Source organism: Vibrio sp. T9 (assembly GCF_003123985.1).
Lineage (GTDB): Bacteria > Pseudomonadota > Gammaproteobacteria > Enterobacterales > Vibrionaceae > Vibrio > Vibrio diabolicus.
Genome location: NZ_NIGY01000003.1, coordinates 343,296 through 364,196, shown reverse-complemented (window position 1 = coordinate 364,196; position 20,901 = coordinate 343,296). Strand labels below are relative to the sequence as shown.

23 protein-coding genes are annotated in these 20,901 nt (G+C 44.6%); 11 read left to right on the top strand and 12 right to left on the bottom strand.

From position 1 onward, the window contains the following. Positions 1-34: 34 nt before the first annotated feature. From CBX98_RS08545 to CBX98_RS08525, 5 genes are all read left to right on the top strand, one after another. Complete coding sequence (locus CBX98_RS08545) at positions 35-343, top strand: chaperone NapD (protein WP_005398456.1); 309 nt, start codon at positions 35-37, stop codon at positions 341-343. Then, positions 340-2,829, top strand: a complete 2,490-nt coding sequence (napA, locus tag CBX98_RS08540) for a periplasmic nitrate reductase subunit alpha (protein ID WP_085343900.1) — start codon at positions 340-342, stop codon at positions 2,827-2,829. The genes CBX98_RS08545 and napA overlap by 4 nt, the downstream gene beginning before the upstream one ends. 78 nt (positions 2,830-2,907) lie before the next feature. Beyond that, entirely contained in the window at positions 2,908-3,363 is a 456-nt protein-coding gene (locus CBX98_RS08535; RefSeq protein WP_031780699.1) for a nitrate reductase cytochrome c-type subunit, read from the top strand. A 28-nt stretch (positions 3,364-3,391) separates the two neighbouring features. Next, positions 3,392-3,970, top strand: coding sequence for a NapC/NirT family cytochrome c (locus tag CBX98_RS08530; RefSeq protein WP_005398274.1), 579 nt, complete (start codon positions 3,392-3,394; stop codon positions 3,968-3,970). Between the two features lie 11 nt (positions 3,971-3,981). Continuing rightward, the gene (locus tag CBX98_RS08525) at positions 3,982-4,116 is read left to right on the top strand and encodes a TIGR02808 family protein (RefSeq protein ID WP_005373546.1); all 135 of its coding nucleotides are present in this window, start codon (positions 3,982-3,984) and stop codon (positions 4,114-4,116) included. Between the two features lie 203 nt (positions 4,117-4,319). On the opposite strand, the gene phaC is transcribed toward CBX98_RS08525, so the two are convergent. The 4 genes from phaC to CBX98_RS08505 all read right to left on the bottom strand — a co-directional run bounded on the left by phaC (position 4,320) and on the right by CBX98_RS08505 (position 8,529). After that, the gene (phaC, locus tag CBX98_RS08520; RefSeq protein WP_006741150.1) at positions 4,320-6,095 is read right to left on the bottom strand and encodes a class I poly(R)-hydroxyalkanoic acid synthase; all 1,776 of its coding nucleotides are present in this window, start codon (positions 6,093-6,095) and stop codon (positions 4,320-4,322) included. Positions 6,096-6,175: 80 nt separating this feature from the next. Beyond that, entirely contained in the window at positions 6,176-6,523 is a 348-nt protein-coding gene (locus CBX98_RS08515; protein WP_005398278.1) for a phasin family protein, read from the bottom strand. A gap of 44 nt (positions 6,524-6,567) precedes the next feature. Beyond that, entirely contained in the window at positions 6,568-7,776 is a 1,209-nt protein-coding gene (locus CBX98_RS08510; RefSeq protein WP_109169008.1) for an acetyl-CoA C-acetyltransferase, read from the bottom strand. Positions 7,777-7,788: 12 nt separating this feature from the next. Further along, positions 7,789-8,529: an SDR family oxidoreductase gene (locus CBX98_RS08505; protein WP_046875888.1), complete on the bottom strand. Its 741-nt coding sequence runs from the start codon at positions 8,527-8,529 to the stop codon at positions 7,789-7,791. A 1,006-nt stretch (positions 8,530-9,535) separates the two neighbouring features. Here CBX98_RS08505 and CBX98_RS08495 point away from each other — a divergent pair. Together CBX98_RS08495 and CBX98_RS08490 are read left to right on the top strand one after the other, a co-directional pair. After that, entirely contained in the window at positions 9,536-10,156 is a 621-nt protein-coding gene (locus CBX98_RS08495) for a LysE family translocator (RefSeq protein ID WP_048624835.1), read from the top strand. A 16-nt stretch (positions 10,157-10,172) separates the two neighbouring features. Further along, positions 10,173-10,439 carry a hypothetical protein gene (locus tag CBX98_RS08490; protein WP_012842361.1) on the top strand — a complete coding sequence of 89 codons (267 nt, stop codon included), beginning with the start codon at positions 10,173-10,175 and terminating at the stop codon, positions 10,437-10,439. 62 nt (positions 10,440-10,501) lie between these two features. Here the strand turns inward: CBX98_RS08490 and secF are convergent, their stop codons facing one another. The 4 genes from secF to CBX98_RS08470 form a co-directional block, all read right to left on the bottom strand. Continuing rightward, the gene (secF, locus tag CBX98_RS08485) at positions 10,502-11,404 is read right to left on the bottom strand and encodes a protein translocase subunit SecF (protein ID WP_005397711.1); all 903 of its coding nucleotides are present in this window, start codon (positions 11,402-11,404) and stop codon (positions 10,502-10,504) included. A gap of 2 nt (positions 11,405-11,406) precedes the next feature. Further along, on the bottom strand, positions 11,407-13,245 hold the full coding sequence (gene secD, locus CBX98_RS08480) for a protein translocase subunit SecD (RefSeq protein ID WP_109168971.1): 1,839 nt from the start codon (positions 13,243-13,245) through the stop codon (positions 11,407-11,409). Positions 13,246-13,409: 164 nt separating this feature from the next. Beyond that, the gene (locus CBX98_RS08475) at positions 13,410-13,889 is read right to left on the bottom strand and encodes a hypothetical protein (RefSeq protein ID WP_109168970.1); all 480 of its coding nucleotides are present in this window, start codon (positions 13,887-13,889) and stop codon (positions 13,410-13,412) included. Positions 13,890-14,014: 125 nt separating this feature from the next. Beyond that, positions 14,015-14,683, bottom strand: a complete 669-nt coding sequence (locus tag CBX98_RS08470) for an SH3 domain-containing protein (RefSeq protein WP_109168969.1) — start codon at positions 14,681-14,683, stop codon at positions 14,015-14,017. 103 nt (positions 14,684-14,786) lie between these two features. Between CBX98_RS08470 and CBX98_RS08465 the strand changes: the two genes are divergently transcribed. Further along, positions 14,787-15,335 carry an ATPase gene (locus CBX98_RS08465; RefSeq protein WP_065646236.1) on the top strand — a complete coding sequence of 183 codons (549 nt, stop codon included), beginning with the start codon at positions 14,787-14,789 and terminating at the stop codon, positions 15,333-15,335. 271 nt (positions 15,336-15,606) lie between these two features. Further along, complete coding sequence (locus tag CBX98_RS26815; RefSeq protein ID WP_031780651.1) at positions 15,607-15,837, top strand: hypothetical protein; 231 nt, start codon at positions 15,607-15,609, stop codon at positions 15,835-15,837. A gap of 24 nt (positions 15,838-15,861) precedes the next feature. On the opposite strand, the gene CBX98_RS08455 is transcribed toward CBX98_RS26815, so the two are convergent. After that, complete coding sequence (locus CBX98_RS08455; protein WP_109168968.1) at positions 15,862-16,485, bottom strand: class I SAM-dependent methyltransferase; 624 nt, start codon at positions 16,483-16,485, stop codon at positions 15,862-15,864. 5 nt (positions 16,486-16,490) lie between these two features. After that, positions 16,491-16,946 (bottom strand): Lrp/AsnC family transcriptional regulator, encoded by a 456-nt coding sequence (locus CBX98_RS08450; protein ID WP_109168967.1) that lies wholly within the window; start codon positions 16,944-16,946, stop codon positions 16,491-16,493. A gap of 148 nt (positions 16,947-17,094) precedes the next feature. Here CBX98_RS08450 and CBX98_RS08445 point away from each other — a divergent pair, with 148 nt between their 5' ends. Further along, complete coding sequence (locus CBX98_RS08445) at positions 17,095-18,021, top strand: DMT family transporter (RefSeq protein ID WP_047008123.1); 927 nt, start codon at positions 17,095-17,097, stop codon at positions 18,019-18,021. Positions 18,022-18,115: 94 nt separating this feature from the next. Then, complete coding sequence (locus CBX98_RS08440; protein WP_109168966.1) at positions 18,116-18,778, top strand: flagellar brake protein; 663 nt, start codon at positions 18,116-18,118, stop codon at positions 18,776-18,778. A 2-nt stretch (positions 18,779-18,780) separates the two neighbouring features. Here the strand turns inward: CBX98_RS08440 and CBX98_RS08435 are convergent, their stop codons facing one another. Then, positions 18,781-19,818 (bottom strand): DUF2955 domain-containing protein, encoded by a 1,038-nt coding sequence (locus CBX98_RS08435; protein WP_109168965.1) that lies wholly within the window; start codon positions 19,816-19,818, stop codon positions 18,781-18,783. Positions 19,819-19,830: 12 nt separating this feature from the next. Beyond that, positions 19,831-20,889, bottom strand: a complete 1,059-nt coding sequence (locus tag CBX98_RS08430) for an HlyD family secretion protein (protein WP_053807920.1) — start codon at positions 20,887-20,889, stop codon at positions 19,831-19,833. Positions 20,890-20,901 lie beyond the last annotated feature (12 nt).

Sequence of the window (20,901 nt, the reverse complement as noted above, 5' to 3'; positions counted from 1 at the left end):
GTCGTCGGCCAAAGGCAATAAATGAGAGAGCTATATGTCACTAAATGAAGTGCATATTTCAAGTTTGGTAGTACATGTACTGCCGGAACATCTGGACGAAATCAAACAACAGATCGAAGCACATGAAAATGCGGAAATCTATGGTGACAGTCCAGAAGGCAAGATTATCGTCGTGCTTGAAACCGAGAACCAAGGTTTTATCACAGACACTATCGATGCCATTAACAATTTACCGAATGTCTTGAGCACGGTATTGGTTTATCACCAAATCGAAACTGGGCTTGAAGAAACGGATGAAGAAGACACTGGAACACAACATTCCCAAATCGAGGGTGAAGTATGAAAATGACAAGACGTGCGTTTGTGAAAGCAAACGCGGCTGCATCAGCTGCTGCTGTCGCAGGTGTGACACTACCAGCATCTGCAGCCAACCTGATTGCAAGCTCTGATCAAACCAAAATCACATGGGACAAAGCACCTTGTCGTTTCTGTGGTACAGGCTGTTCTGTTCTTGTTGGTACTCAAAATGGCAAAGTGGTAGCAACACAGGGTGACCCAGAAGCACCAGTAAACAAAGGCCTAAACTGTATCAAAGGCTACTTTCTTTCTAAGATCATGTACGGTCAAGACCGTCTGACTCAGCCGATGCTGAGAATGAAAGATGGCAAATTCCACAAAGACGGTGAATTTACACCTATCTCTTGGGATGACGCTTTCGACATCATGGCTGAGAAATGGAAAGCTTCCCTCGAGAAAAAAGGTCCAACAAGCGTAGGTATGTTTGGCTCAGGCCAATGGACAGTAATGGAAGGCTACGCTGCGTCAAAGCTAATGAAAGCGGGCTTCCGTTCAAACAACATTGATCCAAACGCGCGTCACTGTATGGCTTCTGCTGTAGTTGGCTTTATGCGCGCATTCGGTATCGATGAGCCGATGGGTTGTTACGATGACTTTGAGAACGCAGACGCATTCGTTCTATGGGGCTCGAACATGGCAGAGATGCACCCTGTTCTATGGACTCGTATTACTGACCGTCGCCTAAGTCACCCTCACGTTAAAGTGAACGTGCTTTCTACTTACTACCACCGTTCATTTGAGTTGGCAGATCACGGCTACATTTTTAATCCACAGTCTGACCTAGCGATTGCTAACTTCATCGCGAACTACATCATCGAAAACGATGCGGTAAACTGGGACTTCGTAAACAAGCACACTAACTTCACTCAAGCAGATACCGACATCGGTTACGGCCTACGTGACGATGATCCGCTACAAAAAGCAGCGAAGAATCCTAACTCAGGCAAGCTAACGTCTATCTCTTTCGAAGAGTACAAAAAGTCTGTTGCACCTTACACAGCTGAGAAAGCCTCTGAAATCTCTGGTGTTGAAAAAGAGAAGCTTATCGAGCTTGCGAAGCAATACGCCAATCCAAATACGAAAGTAATGTCACTTTGGACAATGGGTATGAACCAACATACTCGTGGCGTGTGGATGAATAACTTGGTTTACAACATCCACCTACTAACAGGTAAAATCTCGACTCCGGGCAACAGCCCATTCTCACTAACGGGTCAACCATCAGCATGTGGTACCGCTCGTGAGGTTGGTACGTTTGCTCACCGCCTACCTGCGGACATGGTGGTTGCTAACCCGAAACACCGTAAGATTGCAGAAGAGATCTGGAAACTGCCAGAAGGTACGATTCCACCAAAACCTGGCTTCCACGCCGTATTACAAGACCGTATGCTGAATGACGGCGTTCTGAACTGTTACTGGGTTCAATGTAACAACAACATGCAAGCGGGTCCAAACATCAACACTGAACGTCTTCCAGGTTACCGCAACCCTGAAAACTTCATCGTTGTGTCTGACCCATACCCGACAGCAACAGCACAAGCAGCAGACCTTATTCTTCCTACCGCAATGTGGATTGAAAAAGAAGGTGCTTACGGTAACGCAGAGCGTCGTACCCAAGCTTGGTACCAACAAGTGGGCACGGTCGGTCAGGCAAAATCTGACCTATGGCAGCTAATGGAGTTCTCGAAACGCTTCAAAATGGAAGAAGTGTGGCCTGAAGAGCTACTAGCGAAAGCGCCTCAGTACCGTGGTAAAACCATGTACGACGTACTATACCGCAATGGTAATGTCGACAAGTTCCCTATCGAAGAAGCTCGCGAATTGAATGACGATGCCCACCACTTCGGTTTCTATGTTCAAAAAGGTCTGTTTGAGGAATACGCAACGTTTGGCCGCGGTCACGGGCATGATTTAGCACCATACGACCGTTACCATGAAGTGCGTGGTCTACGTTGGCCAGTTGTTGATGGTAAGGAAACACAATGGCGCTTTAAAGAAGGTTCTGATCCATACGCAAAAGAAGGTTCTGGTTGGGACTTCTACGGCAATGCTGACGGCAAAGCGAAGATTATCTCTGCACCATATGAAGCGCCACCAGAAGTGCCAAACGATGAGTTTGATATGTGGCTATGTACTGGTCGTGTTCTTGAACATTGGCACACAGGCACCATGACTCGTCGTGTACCTGAGCTATACAAAGCAGTACCAGACGCAGTGTGTTACATGCACCCTGAAGACGCAAAAGCGCGTAACGTTCGTCGTGGTGAAGAAGTACTCATGGCAAACAAACGCGGCGAAGTACGCGTTCGTGTTGAAACTCGCGGTCGTAACCGTCCGCCAAAAGGTTTGGTATTCGTACCGTTCTTTGATGCACGTATTTTGATTAATAAGCTCATCCTAGATGCGACTGACCCACTGTCTAAACAGACAGACTTTAAGAAGTGTCCAGTCAAAATCACTAAGATTGCTTAACCTTCAGATACCGAATGCTACGGCCGTCACTATGGCGGCCTAATAAAGAATTTAAGCCATAAAGGCGGAGATGAAATGATGAAAAAATTACTTGTCGCACTTTTATCTGTAGGTGCTTTAGTGACAGGCATTGCGCAAGCTGAGTTAGATAATCCAGGTGGTATTGGCGGTCTAGAGTCTCTACGTGGAATGTCTCAATTGGAAGACACACGCCCAGCAGATGAGTTCAAAGACTTCCCTAAAGATCAGATTGTTGAAGATAGCTTTGTTTATCAACCACCGTTGATCCCACACAGCATCCGTCACTACGAAGTGTCGTTAAATGCTAACAAGTGTCTTGCGTGCCACAGCTGGAAAAATGCAAAAGAGTCAGGCGCGACTAAAATTAGCGTAACGCACTATGTAAACCGAGAAGATGCTGTATTGGCGGATATGTCTCCTCGTCGTTACTTCTGTTTGCAATGCCACGTGCCACAAACTAATGCTAAGCCACTAGTTGAAAACAAGTTCGAGGCAGTTGATTCGCTTCAGTAATTGAAACGCGAGTACGAAGAGGTTATTTATGAAAATACTTAAAGCGTTTTGGAAAAGACTGAAGAACCCAAGTAAAGCTGCCGCTGGTGTGGTTTTGTTCTTAGGTTTTGCTGGCGGTCTTTTATTTTGGGGCGCATTCAACACAGGTATGGAGGCAACCAACACAGAAGAGTTCTGTTCTGGCTGTCACGCACCAATCGTTGCTGAAATTCAAGAAACAATTCACTACTCTAACCGTTCTGGTGTTCGTGCCATCTGCTCAGACTGTCACGTTCCTCATGAATGGACAGATAAGATCGTTCGTAAAGTACAAGCATCCAAAGAGCTATTCGCTCACTATGTTCTACGTACTATCGATACACCAGAGAAGTTCCAAGAGCGTCGAGGACACCTTGCTGAGCGAGAGTGGGCGCGAATGAAAAAGAATGACTCTCTTGAGTGTCGTAACTGTCACGAGTTTGATTACATGGATTACTCTCAACAAGGCTCACGAGCAGCGGAGCAGCACTCTACTGCGCTAGCTTCTGGAGAGAAAACCTGCGTAGATTGTCACAAAGGCATCGCGCACAAACTACCGGACATGAGCGGCGTTGAAGGCTGGCACTAAGGAGACTTACCATGAGTACTTTAGAATCTGTAATTTGGCATATCCTTGGCTATAGCGCCATGCCTGTGATTATTCTTTCCGGCTTTGTGGCAGTAGCAGCAATCTCTCTCTGGCTGCTGTCATTTGGTAAGGATAAAGAGGTGTAACGTAACGCACCTCTACCCGTCAACTTGCCTATTTGTTGACACTAAGCGCTGAGTATCTACTCGGCGCTTTTTTATTCACCGTCACTTTCGGCCCAAAATGTCCTCAACCGATACATATACTCAATCGGTATAATAAGGTAGTCAGTAACGACCAAAAAAAGCGACCATAAAGGTCGCTAAAATTTACTGCTATAGGGAGTTGTTTAAGACTCTTTTACTGGCAGAACCTGCTTGACGTATTGCCCTGGCGCTTCATCGATTGCTGGGTGATCTTCCGAGCCAATAGGGAATGGTTCAACTTGCTCTTTTGGATTGAATTGAAGTAGCCATTCATTCCAATGTGTCCACCACGACCCCTCTTTGTGCTCGGCATTATTCAACCACTCGTCAGCCGAATCATCCAAAGTATCGTTCAACCAATAACCATACTTATTTTTCGCTGGAGGGTTTACGATACCCGCAATATGACCCGACTCACCGAGAACAAACGTTTTGTTGCCACCAGTGTTCAGGGCACCACGATAAGTTCCCTGCCATAACGCAATGTGGTCTTCTTTCGTTGATACAAAATAGCTAGGAATTTTGATCTTATTTAGGTCAATCCATACCCCACCAATTTTGACGCCTTTGTCTTGCACTAGCTTATTCTCTAAATAGAGCTCACGAAGCAAGAAGTTATGGGAGGCGGCACTCACGTTGGTGCTGTCACTGTTCCAGTACAACAAGTCAAAATCGACTGGGCTGTTACCCTTTAAGTAGTTGTCGACATAGTAGTTCCAGTACAAGCTGTTTTCGCGCAGTAAGCTGAATGTGACGCTTAATGAACGACCGTCCATATACCCTTTTGCGTTGTTTTGCGCCTCAATTGCACTCACAATGGTGTCATTGATGTACGCGCCAACTTCGCCTGGCTGAGAAAAGTCGAGCAATGTGGTGAAGAAAGTCGCTGATTTAATACGCTTCTTCATACGTTTTGCCGCATAGTACGCAACCGTGCTCGCCAGAACCGTACCACCGATACAGTAACCAGCCGCGTTGATTTGCTCTTGGCCCGTTATATCTTCAATTGCGGCGACGGCTTTGACGACGCCTTCTGTCACATAGTCACCAAACTCTACATGCGCTTGTGCCTTGCCTGGGTTGCGCCAAGACATCATAAATACGCTATGTCCCTGCTCTAGCAGCCATCGAACCATTGAGTTCTTCGCTGTTAAGTCAAGGATGTAGTATTTATTAATGAAAGGCGGAACGATGAGCAGTGGCGTCGCATTCACTTTCTCTGTTAGAGGTCGATATTGAATCAACTCAAACAATTCGTTTTGAAAAACCACATCGCCCGGAGTGGTCGCCACGTCATCACCCACGCGGAACGCATTGTTGTTCGTCATACGAATTTTCAAAATGTCCGCACTGGACTCAACGTCTTCTTTTAACTGCTCTAAGCCAGCCAGAAGGTTTTGACCGTTTTGCTCAAGTGTCAGTTTCAAGAGTTCTGGATTCGTCGCGATGAAATTCGAAGGGGAAAGTGCATTGATGGCTTGACGAGAAAAGAAAAGTATTCGCTCTTTAGATTTTTCATCCAAACCTTCGAGTGACTCAATTGTATCTAAATAAGTCTTGCTGAATAACAGGTAGGATTGCTTAATGAAGCTATACATCACCTCATTTTGCCACGCTTCATTAGAAAAACGCTTGTCCCCTTTTTCTGCTTCAATGATCTGTTTTTGGTTACCTGCCAACGCGACATTCTGCCAAATTTGTAGCTGCTGTTCCCACCATTCTGCTTGCAGTTTTAAGATCGCAGCAGGTTGATTTACAGCTTGTTCGAAGAGTTTGGCAGTGTCTTCCAAGTTCACTTCTTGCATGGCCTTATTTAAAGGAGAGTTCACGACTGCCTTGTTCACTTCGAAATCATGCCACCACTGTTGATTGGTTTGTTGAAGCTGTACAAGATAGTCCGAAAAGAAGTGCTGAAACATAGTCTTACTCCTATATTCGGAAAAAACAACGCCGCCCAAATTAGGGTCTAGAGACCCTAAGGCGGCGAGAATCGGACAAATTACGCTGGAGTAACAGTCTTTAGATTTTCCGAAGTCATTTTCTCAACGTCTTCTTTGAACTCTTTTGCAATAGCTTGAAGCTTGTTGCTGTCGTCCATCATTTGTTGAGAAAGCTTAGTAAGAACGCTTAGTTGCTGGCTGTTGAAAGCAGTCAATGACGTTACGTCTTTGATTTCTGATGCCGCTTTCATTTGGTTCAGACCCACTTCGCTGTAAGTACGAATTGCGTTCAGTTGAAGCTCAGTCAACACTTCTACGTTTTTTGTCACTAGCTTGTTGAACTTCAAGTAAGGTTCTAGATTTTTTTCAGTTTGATCGCTAAAGGTTTTGAAGAAATCTGTGTACATGGTTTATCTCCTAGAGAAAGAATTAAAAATGTCCGTTTAAATAATTACTTAACTGCTTTTATAACCACAGCCGTCCCCATGCCGCCGCCCACACAAAGTGATGCGACACCATATTGACCATTTTGCTTATGAAGCTCGTGAACAAGCGTCACTAAGATTCGGTTGCCCGATGCACCAAGTGGGTGACCTAGCGCGATAGCACCACCATTAAAGTTCGCTTTATCTTGAATCGCGTTAACGGGAACTTGGTTGGTTTCCGCCAACTGATGAATCACGCCAAGTGCTTGCGCAGCAAATGCTTCGTTTAACTCGTAAACGTCAATGTCGTTTACCGTTAATTCCGCTTTTGCTAATGCTTTATTGACTGACTCCACTGGACCTAGACCCATAATTTTCGGATCAAGCCCCGATTGCGCATAGCTTACGATCTCAGCAATAGGCGTGAGTCCATGTGCTTTAACTGCGCTCTCAGACGCGACGATAATTGCACTCGCGCCATCGTTAATACCTGATGCATTCCCCGCAGTCACAGTGCCTTCACGGTCAAAAGCAGGGCGCAGCTTGCTTAACGCTTCCATGGTCGCATTAGCCTTTGGGTATTCGTCGGTATCAAATAGCACCGTTTCACGGCGTTGCTTTACTTCTACGGGCACAATTTCGTCTTTGAATTTGCCCGCTTCGATTGCCGCCACCGCTTTCTGTTGGCTAGACAGCGCATACTCGTCTTGCTGTTGACGGGTTAGGCCGATTTCTTTTGCAACGTTTTCTGCCGTCACACCCATGTGATATTGGTTATAAACGTCGGTTAAACCGTCCGCTACGAGCAGGTCTTTCAGCTCTAGGTTGCCCATTTTGTTGCCATCACGAATACTGCTTGGTGCGGCAAACGGTATCTGAGACATGACCTCAACACCTGCTGCAACAACAATCTCTGCATCGCCACTACGGATATGTGAAACCGCATCCATGACGGTTTTCATGCCACTGCCGCAAACCATGTTTACGCCATACGCAGGAACCGCGTCCGGAATCCCAGCGAACAATGCCGCCTGACGACCGACTCCCATGCCTTGACCTGCGCCGACAACGTTGCCAACAATGACTTCGTCAATCTTATCACCAGTCAACTTTGCCGCTTCTAACGCGCCTTTAATCGCTACTGCTGCCAAGTTGCCAGCAGAGGTATTTTTAAGACTGCCACCAAAGGCACCAATTGGAGTGCGCTTCGCCGCTACGATAAATACTTTTTCCATCATCTTCTCTCCTTAGTGCATATATAGGCCGCCATTCACCGACAAAGTCTCACCGGTGATATAGGCTCCTGCATCGCTGACCAAGAAGCTGACTGATGCTGCAATTTCTTCTGGTGTAGCAAGGCGTTTCATTGGGATTTGATTCGTGATGGATTCCAATACTTCTGGCTTCATTTGCTCAACCATTGGTGTACCAGTGTAACCTGGCGCAATAACATTTACTGTCACACCCGAACGAGCACCTTCATACGCCAAGGCTTTAGAGAAACCTATCATCCCAGCTTTCGCCGCCGAGTAGTTTGCTTGACCAAACTGCCCTTTTAAGCCATTGACTGAGGAGATGTTAATGACACGACCACCGCCTTTTTCGCACATCGCAGCGAACAGAGGTTGCGTAACGTTGAATAGACTATTGAGGTTGGTATTAATGACGTCATTCCAAGCTTGCGCAGTCATCTTTTTAAACACGCCATCACGTGTGATACCTGCGTTGTTGATAACGACATCAATGGTCCCTTCTTCCTCAAGCAATTGCGCTAACTTTTCTGCACACTCTGCAGTGTTTGTTACGTCCAACTCAAAAAGGCGAACCTGATCTTTGGTAAACCCTTTACTGTTGAACCACTCCAACGCACATTCATAGTTTCCTGTGAAATAAGTAGCGATTACACGGTAACCATCATTCACTAATTGAGAGGAAATAGCAGAACCAATTCCGCCTTTTGATCCGGTGATCAAAGCGACTTTCTTCATCGAAGACTCCATTCTTAACGGCATTTAAAAAAGCAAACTAAATACACTGATGAAATAAATCACCAACTGACGTGTTTATTTATTCTTTTGGCTATCAATCCTGTGATGCCTTTTATTTTAAGTTAAACCAGAAATATTACATTTCAAATAAAAAACTAATCCATTTGCATAAGATTGATTTAGATCTCATTAAACATGAAATGTTATAAAATGGTTAACTCTTTATAAGTCATTGTTTTAAATAAAATAAAGTTAAACACAAGCTTATCAAAACATAAATTTAAGCATTATTTATCAATAGGTTACATACCGAACAGTGGACGTTACATCATCTCATGATTTCAGATACCACTCTCATGCTCAGAGTTGTTCTCTATAAATACGATTAGAATAATAATTCAAATATAAATATAAGCAATTGTCAGTAATATCATTTAATTACTAACTTAAATGATATTTAAGACAGTATAAACTTAATTTTATATTTATAGTTTCGCTTATGAAAAGTGGTATATTTAGAATGTAAACAATAGAAGAAAACGTCTCATTTTGGTGCAGTTCGCACTATTATGACGCAGCAATTAAAAAATAATTTCAGTTTTATTTTAAATATCCAAATAACATCAATTAACTAGCATTTAACGTATCGAATCACTTTTTATCTATTGAAGTACCGGTACGGTGCAATATTCGATGGTGCCATCTCCTAAAGCAATCATCTAGATTCTTTAACCCAGTAAATTGATGTTATACCCAAATGATGTCAAGATGCAGAAATCGTGTCAGTGACATGCTCCGCAGGGCGAGTTTCCTTATCCCACAGCCTTTGTTAACGATTTTTGATTTAGAACCACTAGATCTTCAAATCGTTGCCGTGCCTGTGAGCCAAGTCATTCTCGCTGAACCTAAGCACCTTGAGGTTATTTGGGGATATTTGGGGATAGTATCCTTTATCAATTTGCACTATCTTTGTGGCTTCTATCAAATCACTTAGTTATCAACAAACATGAATCTTGCATTGCTCAGTATGTTCATCCCTACCTTCTTTTTTGTCTCAATTACACCAGGAATGTGCATGACGCTCGCCTTAACGCTAGGAATGAGTATCGGTTATCGCCGCACATTATGGATGATGATTGGTGAACTCGTCGGTGTCGCGCTGGTTTCAGTCTCGGCAGTACTAGGGATCGCAGCGATCATGCTCAACTATCCTTGGATGTTTATCGCACTCAAGTTTATTGGTGGCGGCTACTTACTCTATCTTGGTGTAGAAATGTGGCGATCTCGAGGTAAGTTAGCAATAAATGTCGATAATTTAGAAAAACCCAGAAGTGGCAACGTCGCGCTCATCATGCAAGGCTTCGTTACCGCTATCGCAAACCCAAAAGGCTGGGCATTTATGATTTCTCTACTGCCGCCTTTTATCGATCAAAATGCGGCTCTTGCTCCACAGCTGATCGTGCTTGTCTCCATCATTCTTCTTTTTGAGTTCATTTGTATGTCTCTGTATGCCACTGGTGGTAAAGGACTGAAACGCGTGTTGGGTCAATCAAAGAATGTGCGTCTGATGAACCGTATCGCGGGCACTTTAATGATGGGGGTTGGTGTTTGGCTATTACTGAGCTAAAGCAACGCTGGAAATGATGAAAAATATCCTAAGAAAAATTACGCGAAACATAAGTGAAGTATTAGATTTTCAGGCCCGGGTTTGGGTCGTAAACGTTTATGCTGGAGAACATAAAGGCGAATCTTACGTTGTAAACGAAGACAGCTTTTCCGAGCCATTGCAATGGATGAAAAAGAAAGGTTATCACACATCCATGCTGCGCCTGGTTGAATCGATGAAGCGCTCTCAAATCATTGAGTTCGATTTAGGTCACGTCAAACACCGCCTGATGCGTGTGAAATAGCACAAAGTAAAACGCCACTCAAACTGAGTGGCGCAAGCAATTTTTACCTTCAGCACCTCGCATTACGGCGCGGTATCAATCTCGACAGGTAAGTAGTGCTTCGGTTCTAGTTTGAACAGTTCAGGTAATACGGTACCAATGGAAATGGAAGACCATGTACCTGATAGCACACCAATAAACATCGCGGTTGAGAAACCCGCTAGCGGTGCTCCCCCCATAATCCATAGTGCACCAACAGTAATCAGTGTTGTGCCTGATGTCACCATCGTTCTAGAGAACGTCGCGATGACAGCCTGGTCATTGATGTCTTCCATTTTCCAACTTTGTTTCGCGATCAGTAGCTCACGAATTCGATCTGAAATGATGATCGAATCATTCAATGAGTAGCCTAAAATTGCCAATACGGCAGCAAAAACCGTTAAGTTGAATTCCATTTGGGTAACGGCAAAGAAGCCGAGGACGACAATTACGTCATGAGCCAGAGCAAATACAGAGCCACTCGCTAAGCGCCATTCAAAACGGAAACACAAGTAACCAAGGATGCTCAGCACACAAATCAATAGTGCTAAACCGCCTTGGTCAAACAAATCCTGACCAACTTGAGCACCAACAATACTGTTGCTGACGACATCAACTTGATGTGAAACTGGCTTTAATACCTCTTCCACACTCGGCAGAGTTTGTCCTTCTTCTGGGGCGGAGTAGCGAATAAGCCAACGACCATCTTCACCTGTGCGGGTGACAGAGGTTGATTCACCAAGTTTTGGTTGCAGTGCATCCAGCAGATCGTGGTTGGTTAACGACTTATCGACTTTCACTTCTGTCACCATACCACCAGTGAAATCCAAGCCAAGATTCAACCCTTTAAAGCCCAGAGCACCAAGTGCGATCACCGTCAAAACGATAGAAACTAGCGTAGTGAAGTGGCGAATTTTACGAATGTTTTGTTTTAGCATTTCGACCATGATTAAACCCTCACATCACGACGGGCATCTCGGCCCCAAATTAAATTGATCATTGCTCGAGAGGCAAATACGCCTGTAAACATACTGGTTAACAAACCTAATCCGAGTGTTAAAGCAAAGCCTTGGATTGGACCGTTACCGATGGCGTATAAAATCACGGCGGTGATCATGGTAGTAATGTTGGCATCAAGGATGGTCGAGAACGCGCTATCAAAGCCCAGATCAATCGCTTGAGCGAAACTGCGGCCTTCACGCATTTTGTCCTTAATACGTTCGAAGATAATAACGTTGGTGTCCACTGCCATACCAACGGTTAACACCAACCCTGCAATACCTGGAAGCGTTAGCACCGCACCTGGTAACAAGGCAATTAAGCCAAGCAAACAAAGCATGTTGGCACAAAGCGCCACGTTCGCCACCCAACCTAAGCGGCGGTACCAAAGGGCCATAAAGGTCAGTGTTAACCCCATACCCAAAGCAAGTGCCGCAAAACCATTTTCAATGTTTTCAGCCCCCAAAGAAGCACCAATAGTGCGTTCTTCTACGATAGTAACCGGGGCTGTTAGCGAACCCGCACGAAGTAATAGCGCTAACTGCTGCGCTTCGTCCATGCTGCCAGCGCCGGTAATACGGAATTGGCTACCAAGTTGAGATTGAATAGTCGCAACGCTGATAACGCGCTCGCTGCGCTCTGTTACGCCACGATCGTTTGTCTTGTATTCGCGATAAACCGTCGCCATTGGCTTGCCAATATGCGTTGCAGAGAAATCACTCATCTTTTTACCGCCCGCGTGGTCAAGCGAGATGTTAACTTCTGACATACCCATATTGTCGACGCCTGCACGAGCATTAACAATGTGCTCACCCGTTAGGACTGGTCGTTTCTCTAGAATAACAGTTCGGCCATCGTTATCTTTCAGCACAAGATCTTGGCCGCTTCGCGCTTGGCCTGCATCTTTCACTTCGTAGAATGCCAAACTCGCAGTGGCACCAATAACGTTTTTCGCTTGTGCTGGGTCTTGTACACCTGGGAGCTCAATACGAATGCTGTCTTTACCCTGACGCTGAACTAATGCTTCCGTAATGCCTAGCTCTTCAATACGACCACGCATAATCTTCAAGTTTTGTTGCAATGTCGTTGATTGGAACTCTTGAATATTCTGCTCACTTGGCTCAAGAACAAAACCGCGAGACGAGCTTTTCACCACCCAACCTGGATAGTTTTGACGCAAGAATTTATTTACTTCAGCCAGGGCGGTATCACTCTCACTGTTTACCGCAATGCGGTTACCACTTTCTGCGCGAGTTTGTACACCGCGCACGCGCTGATCTCGCAGGCTTGCTTTGATCTCATCGATCAAAGCATTACGTTGCTCCTCAAATGCTTTATTTACGTCAACATTCAAGAGGAACTGTACCCCACCGCGAAGGTCAAGACCGAGTTTGATTGGGCTAAACCCCATCTCATTCAGCCACTCTGGAGCAACAGACACATATGAGAAGGTAATGCTGTCTTCTTTATTTAGCTCATTGTTTAGTAACGTACGAGCTTTGCTTTGCGCATTTTCATCATCGAATACAATGGTCGTTTTGCCATCTTTTTCGATGATTTTGTCTGCTGAGATGTGATTGGTTTTCAGTAGTTGATTCAACTGAACAACCGACATTTCACTGCTGTTTTGGTTTGAAAACGTTAGCTGGATCGATGGTTGCTCACCGAACCAAGTCGGAATCGCGCTTAACGTTAAGATAATGACCGTCGTGATTAATACGACATATTTCCAAGCTGAATAGTGATTCATCAGCTTTCTGTTCTTTTGCTGCTTTGCTGTTTTTTTCATGTAAACATCATCCCTTCACTACGAAGTGAAGCTTTTAATAACAAGGCTTAACACACGACAGATGCCCCCAGAATAAATTCAGGGTATGAAAAGCTCAGGACGGTTACGCCCTGTTGAATACAATCGTCGTGTTAAGAGTGCACAATGGTGCAAATAGATGGTGTTTAGGCAGAAAATTGACTATTGAGTGCGACGTACATTGCGTTGGTCTCTTTCCAACCAGAAATGCGATGATCGCTTGTGAAATGATAAAAAGTGTACTGGTTTTGACGCCAATTGATATCCATCAGGCTGTAGGCATAACCTGCGTCAGCATAGAAAGGCGTGTTTAGGTCACCAACAACGTCAATATGCTCATCATCAAGGCCTTCACGTAAGTGAGAAACCCAACGTTGAGTGTTAAATAGGGCTAGCGTATCGAGTCTTGCGTGACTTTCAGAAATCGGAGACTGCGTCGTTTCTTCTGAGACTTCAGAAAAATCGATTGAGGTATTTGCAAAAGCAATACTCGCAACAAATGGTTGCAGCTTAGAAAAGTAAGGTAAATGAGCTTTCTGATCGATTTGCGCAGCAAAAACATGCGCTGGTAGCAATACCATCGCAAGCAGCATAAAAAGCAATTTTTTCAAGCAAATCTGAGACATAAGAACTCACTAAAAACAAAACGAGTCGAGTTTTTTCACTCGACTCGATGATAGTATTCCTATTAATTATGGTTCACAACTAAAAAGTTATAAATCTCTAGAGGCTTTACACTAAAGGCGCTCTGTTAGCGGTAAAAGATATCGCCTTTATCGACATCTAAATAGATTTTGTTCTCTTGCTCCAAACCACCACAATAAATGAAGTACACATTGCGCTTGTCATAAGTAACCGAACGAACCCAGCCACCGAGCTCTTCAAAATCACTCGGATCACAGGTTTCATCGTCTAACAATTGCTGGGTTTTCTTGCGGAAGATGTCCAAGTGGACTTTTAAATCATCCGACTTCTGCAAATATCCATCCAGTATTTCTAAACGCTCTTGTTCTTTAATAACTGGCTCTGCATCAGATAATCCTTCGGAATTCAACCACTCAGCTTTTTCTTCACCGCCCTCTTCATAAACAAGGTAACCAGAGATTCGATACCAACCATCCACTTTTTCTAACACCGATACTTTTTCTCCCTTATAGAGCGTATCGACAACCAAAGCATTAGCATTTGGCTTATTGTAAACATTGATTCGACGCTCAATGACATAGTATTCGGTCACTTCAGGAGGGGAGGTTTCTAAATCCAGAATCGGTTTGGATGTTCCTTCTTCCACTGGCGCTTGCTCCACTTGCGCAGCTTTTGGCGCCTCAGGTTCATCTTTTGGCATAAAGAAGAAATAGTATCCAGCACCCGCCCCACAGAGCAACAGTATGACAATCAATGCGATGAGAATTTTCTTCATGTACTTTTCCTTTTCATTCTTTGTTCTTATCTCACCGGCAACACGCATGTCGCGGAAATTTGGGTATATACTCAAAAGGGTCGGTCAACTAACGCGAGCAATAATGATCAACAAACTCAATTGGATACTGTTGTTTCTTCTGTTCCCCATTATGGGGCACGCCAATATTCAATGTAACCCATCGTCGTGGAATGACAATCTTACCCAATTCAATCGTTTAGAGTCCAATTACAATAAGCATGTTGAGGTATTCAATGCACTTTTAGCCGAACATAAGCAGCGCCAGTTATTGTCCCAAACCTTTTCCCTACATGAACTCGTGTTACTTTGGCGCGCCCGCTCGAACCAAAATGCGTTCAAAACTCAATTAAAAGCCTCCATTCAATATAAAGAAGAACTCACGACTAAAGCTAATGAGTTGATTAAATTGAGCACACAATCTCAATGGTCAGCAAATGGATGGAAGAAACTTGCCCAAAAGTGCCGTGAGTCAAACGAAACTGCCAATCAAATCACTGCGGAGTGGTATAACACCAACGCTTTGCAACTTACCGAGGATTACAAACGCCTTTCTTCACAGTACCAAGCACTAGCGCAACTCTATGATAAAGAAGCGAGATCGCTTCAATACGCTCAAGATGTTTCGAGGTAAAAATCGAGCCAGTTTTGAAAAGACGATGTCGGGTTTTCACTCCAATATTGGACGTTATTCTTGCTTTAATTCCTTCTTTTAGTGATCCCAACGTTATATGTAAAAAATGGGACTGTTCCCCTTTACAAACCTGACTAAACCATGACCAAGAGAGGCAACTTATAGAGACATACGTCACAATAATGCTTTACTTATGGCCAATTTTTGGTTAATTTACCCATTAATAAAATTTAATAAAAAGTCACATTTGGCTGGAGATGATGCTACAACCATGGTTATCAATCGATTAAGTAACAGGGACTGTCCTAATGCTACCAAAGCCAAGTTTTTGTCAGTAGTTAGGCACGTAAAAGAGTTTGGTTCAATCAGCGATTTGGACCTTTGTAAAATCTTCGGAGAAACAATTTGGAGTGATGGGAGGGAATACCATTCAGCTGCGTTCTCATTCAAGGTTGATAGATACACAGGTAACTGTGAAATCTCACAATACAAGCACCAATAAGGCTTAAGAATTTATAAGGCGGAGTCAGGAAACTGATTCCGCTTTTTTGATCATCGCAATCGTAAAGTCATGATCGGAATAACCCTCGATCAATTGTGCGTCTGGACATAGCCATCGGCAATAGCGTAACACCCCAAGTTTATTATGCGATGCGAGCATTCTCATGCTCGGCAGCTTTTCTTCATCCAATAAGTTAAACACGCACCCTCTCTCTGCGGCCCGGTACATTTTCTCGATCATCTCAATGGTATGATTTGGATTCGCGGATTGATAATTCAATGATCCAGAAGCAAAGACATAATCACTACGGGGCAATACCAACGTTGAAAAGTCACCGCATACGAACTCACTTTGAGTACGAAAGTCCCGCTTTCTGGCCTCAGAGATAAACTGTTTTTGCTGATCAATGCCAATATAACTTTGGGGGCGCAGATTGTTGAACTCAATAAACGCTAATAAGTCTCCGTAGCCGCACCCAATATCTAAAAGACTTGAACCGTCTAACGTTAACCCACGGCACAAGGCTTCAAATCGACTGATTTGGCTGTACTTATCTCTCCATCCCAGCGTTCGCGCTCTGTCTGTACCGAACTGTCGGTATCGCTTTCGGTGATAGTGAGCAATCTTAAGTCTATCGAGAAATTTCATCTTTCTTATGCATAAATCGGCAAGCTTCCATTTCCTTTCACTTGTCTAATCGCCAAGTGCGTATGGATATCTTTTACGTTTTCTAATCGTTGTAGCTTTCTAGTGAATGTTTCATAGCCAGCGAGATCTTTGCTGACCACTTCTAACAAATAATCATAAGCCCCTGATACAACATGGCACGAGATCACCTCGTCCATTTCAACAACAGCATGTTCAAATTCATCAATCGAAGAAGCTTGGTGGTTGTTCAAACTGACTTCAACAAATACGGTCATCGCAATACCCACCGCGTCTCTGGACACAATGGCTCGATAACCGCTAATGACGCCCTCCTGCTCTAAACGCTTAATGCGTCTTGCACAAGGTGATGCCGATAATCCTACTTTGTCAGCAAGCTCTGCCGTAGTCAGGGTTGCATCCTTCTGGATCAAGTTGATCAGTTGCCTGTCAATTTTGTCCATTTTTCCTTCCATGCCAATAATCACTAACAATTGACATTTATACGCGCTTTATCACCAACATCAAGCTTAATTACGTCAAATTTTGCCTCCCTTTGGCACGAGTTTTATTCAACAATTAACACATCATTTACAAATGGACATGCCGACAATGATCTTGGGATACGCAGCTATATTAACGACCTTACTGCTTTGGTCTGGTTTCTTTATTTCTTTAAAAGGGGGCGCAATTTCTAACTTGCAGCCAGCCGATATCGCGTTAGTTCGCTTTCTAATCCCAAGTTTAATTTTATTACCATTTGTGATTAAGCATAAGCAGGCGCTTCGCGTCGTGCCTAAACGCTACCTAACTGGTGTTGTGGTAGGGAGTGGCCTGCCCTACCTGCTGGTCGTCGGCACAGCTATGCACTTCGCTCCCGTGGCGCACGGCAGTGCATTAGTACCTGGCACTTTGCCATTGTTTGTTTCTGCTATCGCGGTGTTGTGCTATCAACAGTCGCTGAGTGCTCACCGCTTAATCGGGCTTTCTACGGTGTTGTTAGGGATTTTCGTATTCCTTCTTTCTAATAGCGGTGCAGAGTACAACTGGTCTCAATTACAAGGCCACATCTTGTTTCTAACCGGTAGCATTATGTGGGCCGTTTTCACCATCAGTGCTCGTGTTGCTAACCTTAATGCGCATGTCTGTGCTGGGTTCGTTGCAATCGCGTCTTTGGCACTGCTCATCATTGCGGTTGGCTTCGGATGGGTAGATAGTTACCTAGCGATAACGCCGATCAGTCAGTGGCCGTGGGAAGAGTTATTTGGCCACGCGATGTTGCAAGGTGTCGGCGCAGGCTTAATCGCCTCTTTTACCTTTATCTATGCAATCCGAATTATTGGCGCCGAAGCCAGTGCTGCTTTTGGGTCATTAACTCCAGTCGTCGCGACACTTCTTGCCGTTCCAATCTTTGGTGAACAACCAGATTCACTTACTTGGTTAGCGCTGATGCTGGTAACCTGCGGCAGTATTGTGGCAAGCCAAATCTTTATGAAAGATGGAATGAGCCAAACTTATCGCCCACCACTTCACAGATAGCGATAATTTTACAAAAACTTTTGTCCTACTATCTTGAATAACAAAATGGCGTTTTGATAGCCTCGATTTAACCAATAATTAAAACGCCAATGTAATGCCTGCCACTCATACTAAAGATGAACTGCATAGATTCCTCAAACCGGGAATGAAACTTTCGACTAATTTCGAGTTTGGGCCTAAGGACCAGTATACGTATTCCACCACCTATCTTGGGATGAAAGAGAACACGTATTTGATTCTTGATATACCGATGCGTTTGCTTGAAGAGCAAGTGATGAGAAAACTCCCAAACGCCGATGTCATCGTGCGTGGTGTATCAGATACGGAGTTAGGCCATGTCATTGCATTTAAATCCAGTGTTCTAACAACTGCGGTTCGTCCTTCGCCCCTTTTATTTATTCGAATTCCAGGAACATTTGCAACCAAACCAGTCCGGGAACACGAACGATATAAGCTGCAAATGGATTGTAAGATTGTTCATGCGGGGAATGTTTACGACGGTAGCCTTATCGACTTCTCACTGGCAGGTATTGGTATCTCAACCTTTATAGAGCCTGAATTCAACGTTGGTGAAAGTGTCACTATCGACTCTTCTCTAAGTCACTATATCGGAGAAGAAAATCGGTGTGTCATTGCCAACATTAAGAAGTTGCTGAAAGGCTGGGTAATAGGAATTAAGTTTGAAAGCCCAATAGCGATGAGTCACGAGCTAAAAACAGAGTTACTGGAGCAGTCCTTTCTAACCAGTAACGTCTGAACTTACTGCTGGCTAAAGCGCGTCGCCTCAAAGCTGTTGAGCACTCTGTGCACCGCATAGGTCAAGAGCAGAGTGACAACAATAGCAAACAAAATACTACTCACGCGATACAGCGCGCTGAACATTAAATCGCCATCCGGGGTCAGGTATTGGCCAAATAAAATACCTAATGTAGTTAATCCGCCAAACCCAGCTCCTGACCCACTAGACTCTTTTACATGCATATAGCTGAACATCATCGCGCCAATCCACAGCAATGGGACGATAAACAGCAAGGTATCCGACCAATCGTATAGTACGAGCTGCCCAGCAATACCAAAGGTTACCCCCATCAAGGTCCCCATTGCTCTTTTGCGCGCATACCCTAAAGCACCGTTCCAATGCATAGGAAACAATAAAAGCAAGGTTGTCGCCTGAGCGGACATAGAATCACTGAGGTCAAATAGCTGGAATACAAGGAAAGACATTGTAGCGATGCTCGCCCCCATAAGGGCTTCATGACGCATGCGGTGACTCTGTTTAGGCTGAGATGGTTTTGCCGGTGGCTGACGAGGCTCTGCATCAGGGATCAAAAATGTCACGACGTAGGCCACGATCACTGAAATAACATTCGCTTGTAGGTTGCTGAATATCAGATCATTTAAGTCGGTTGTTGGATAACTCGCAAAATGCAGCATGATGCTCAAGCTCAGCACGCTATTTGCCCCAAACAGGAATAAGCTCCCTTTTGACATACAGGCGAACTTATACAAAAACAACCCGAAGGCGATGATCGTCATCATGCCAGGATGTCCACCAAATAGCCCACCAAGAATACCGACCTCTAATCCGCATACGACCGCTGAAAAAATCAGCTGTCGTGCGGCATGCAGGCTCATGACTGGTACCATTCCAAGTAACAACATCGGTGTTACGGTAAAAAATACGCCATAATTCCAGCCAAAGACCTTACATAAGGTGAAGCCAATGGTCGCGCCAGTTGCAATGCGCAAACACTGACGGAAGTCGTTTTCCGACATGGGATGATCCCATAACTTCATATCGCCTCCCCGTTAATAAATGTAATGAAGAAGACTCAAAAATCGGATCTGACATCTCGCTAACCAGCCAGATAACGAGTTTTCTGGCAACAGTTGCACAGTCGCACGTGCCCCGGCCGGAAATGCGCGCTGTTGAGGTTCATCGATAGCTAAATGTAAACGTAAACGCTGCGCGTCTCTCACCCAACGGTTTGAGTCTGTCGGTGTCGCTAAACGGCCATCCGCATCAAACTGGCCCGAGCTTACCCCCGCATCCACACTCGTAATACGAGCTTCAAATACGTCACCTGGCAAGCTATCAAAGGCCACTAACGCCCGACTGTTCTGATTGAAGTGTCGCAGACTCTTTTCACGAAAGTCGGCAATAATATCCACGTCATCCGAGACTAAAGCCACAAGAGGCGTACCAGCTGCCGCATAGGCACCCGTTTCCAGCTGCAAGTTAGCGACAACGCCATCATGCTCAGCAATTACTTGAGTGTAAGACAGATTAAGTTCCGCTTGTTTTAGCTGGTTTTGTGCCACGCGGATATTTACATTCGTTGCACCTAAATCGCCTCGGTTTACTTCCAACTCTTTTAAACGAGCGCGCGCGGCCAGTAAGTTTGCTCTGGCTGCCGTTGCACTACTTTGTGCGTCGTCACGCTGTTGTTGCGAGGTGCCATTGCGATGAAACAATGTATCAAGACGTTTGGCTTCGCGAACTTTTTGCTCGGCGACAATTTTGCTCGCTTCAACGTCCGCTTTTGCCGCTGCAATAGAGGCATCAAGCTGTTCATTATTTTGAATCACACGCTCAAGGTTAAGTTGAGCCTTTTCTACGGCGAGCTGATAAGGCTGTGGATCAATCTGGAATAGTAGATCGCCTTGGCTTATTTCTTGGTTGTTGGCAACATAAAGATGCGTAATCTGTCCGCTCACACGGGGAGCTACTTTAGTTACCACTCGCGTTGCCATTGCCTGAGGCGTCAATGGCATGGCGAGATCTGCGACTAGAAAATAGGCAAAGACAAGGACAAACGCGACGCAAGAATACTTGATCCAACGTGCGAATTTTTGATCTGGAGTCATAGGCGTTTACTT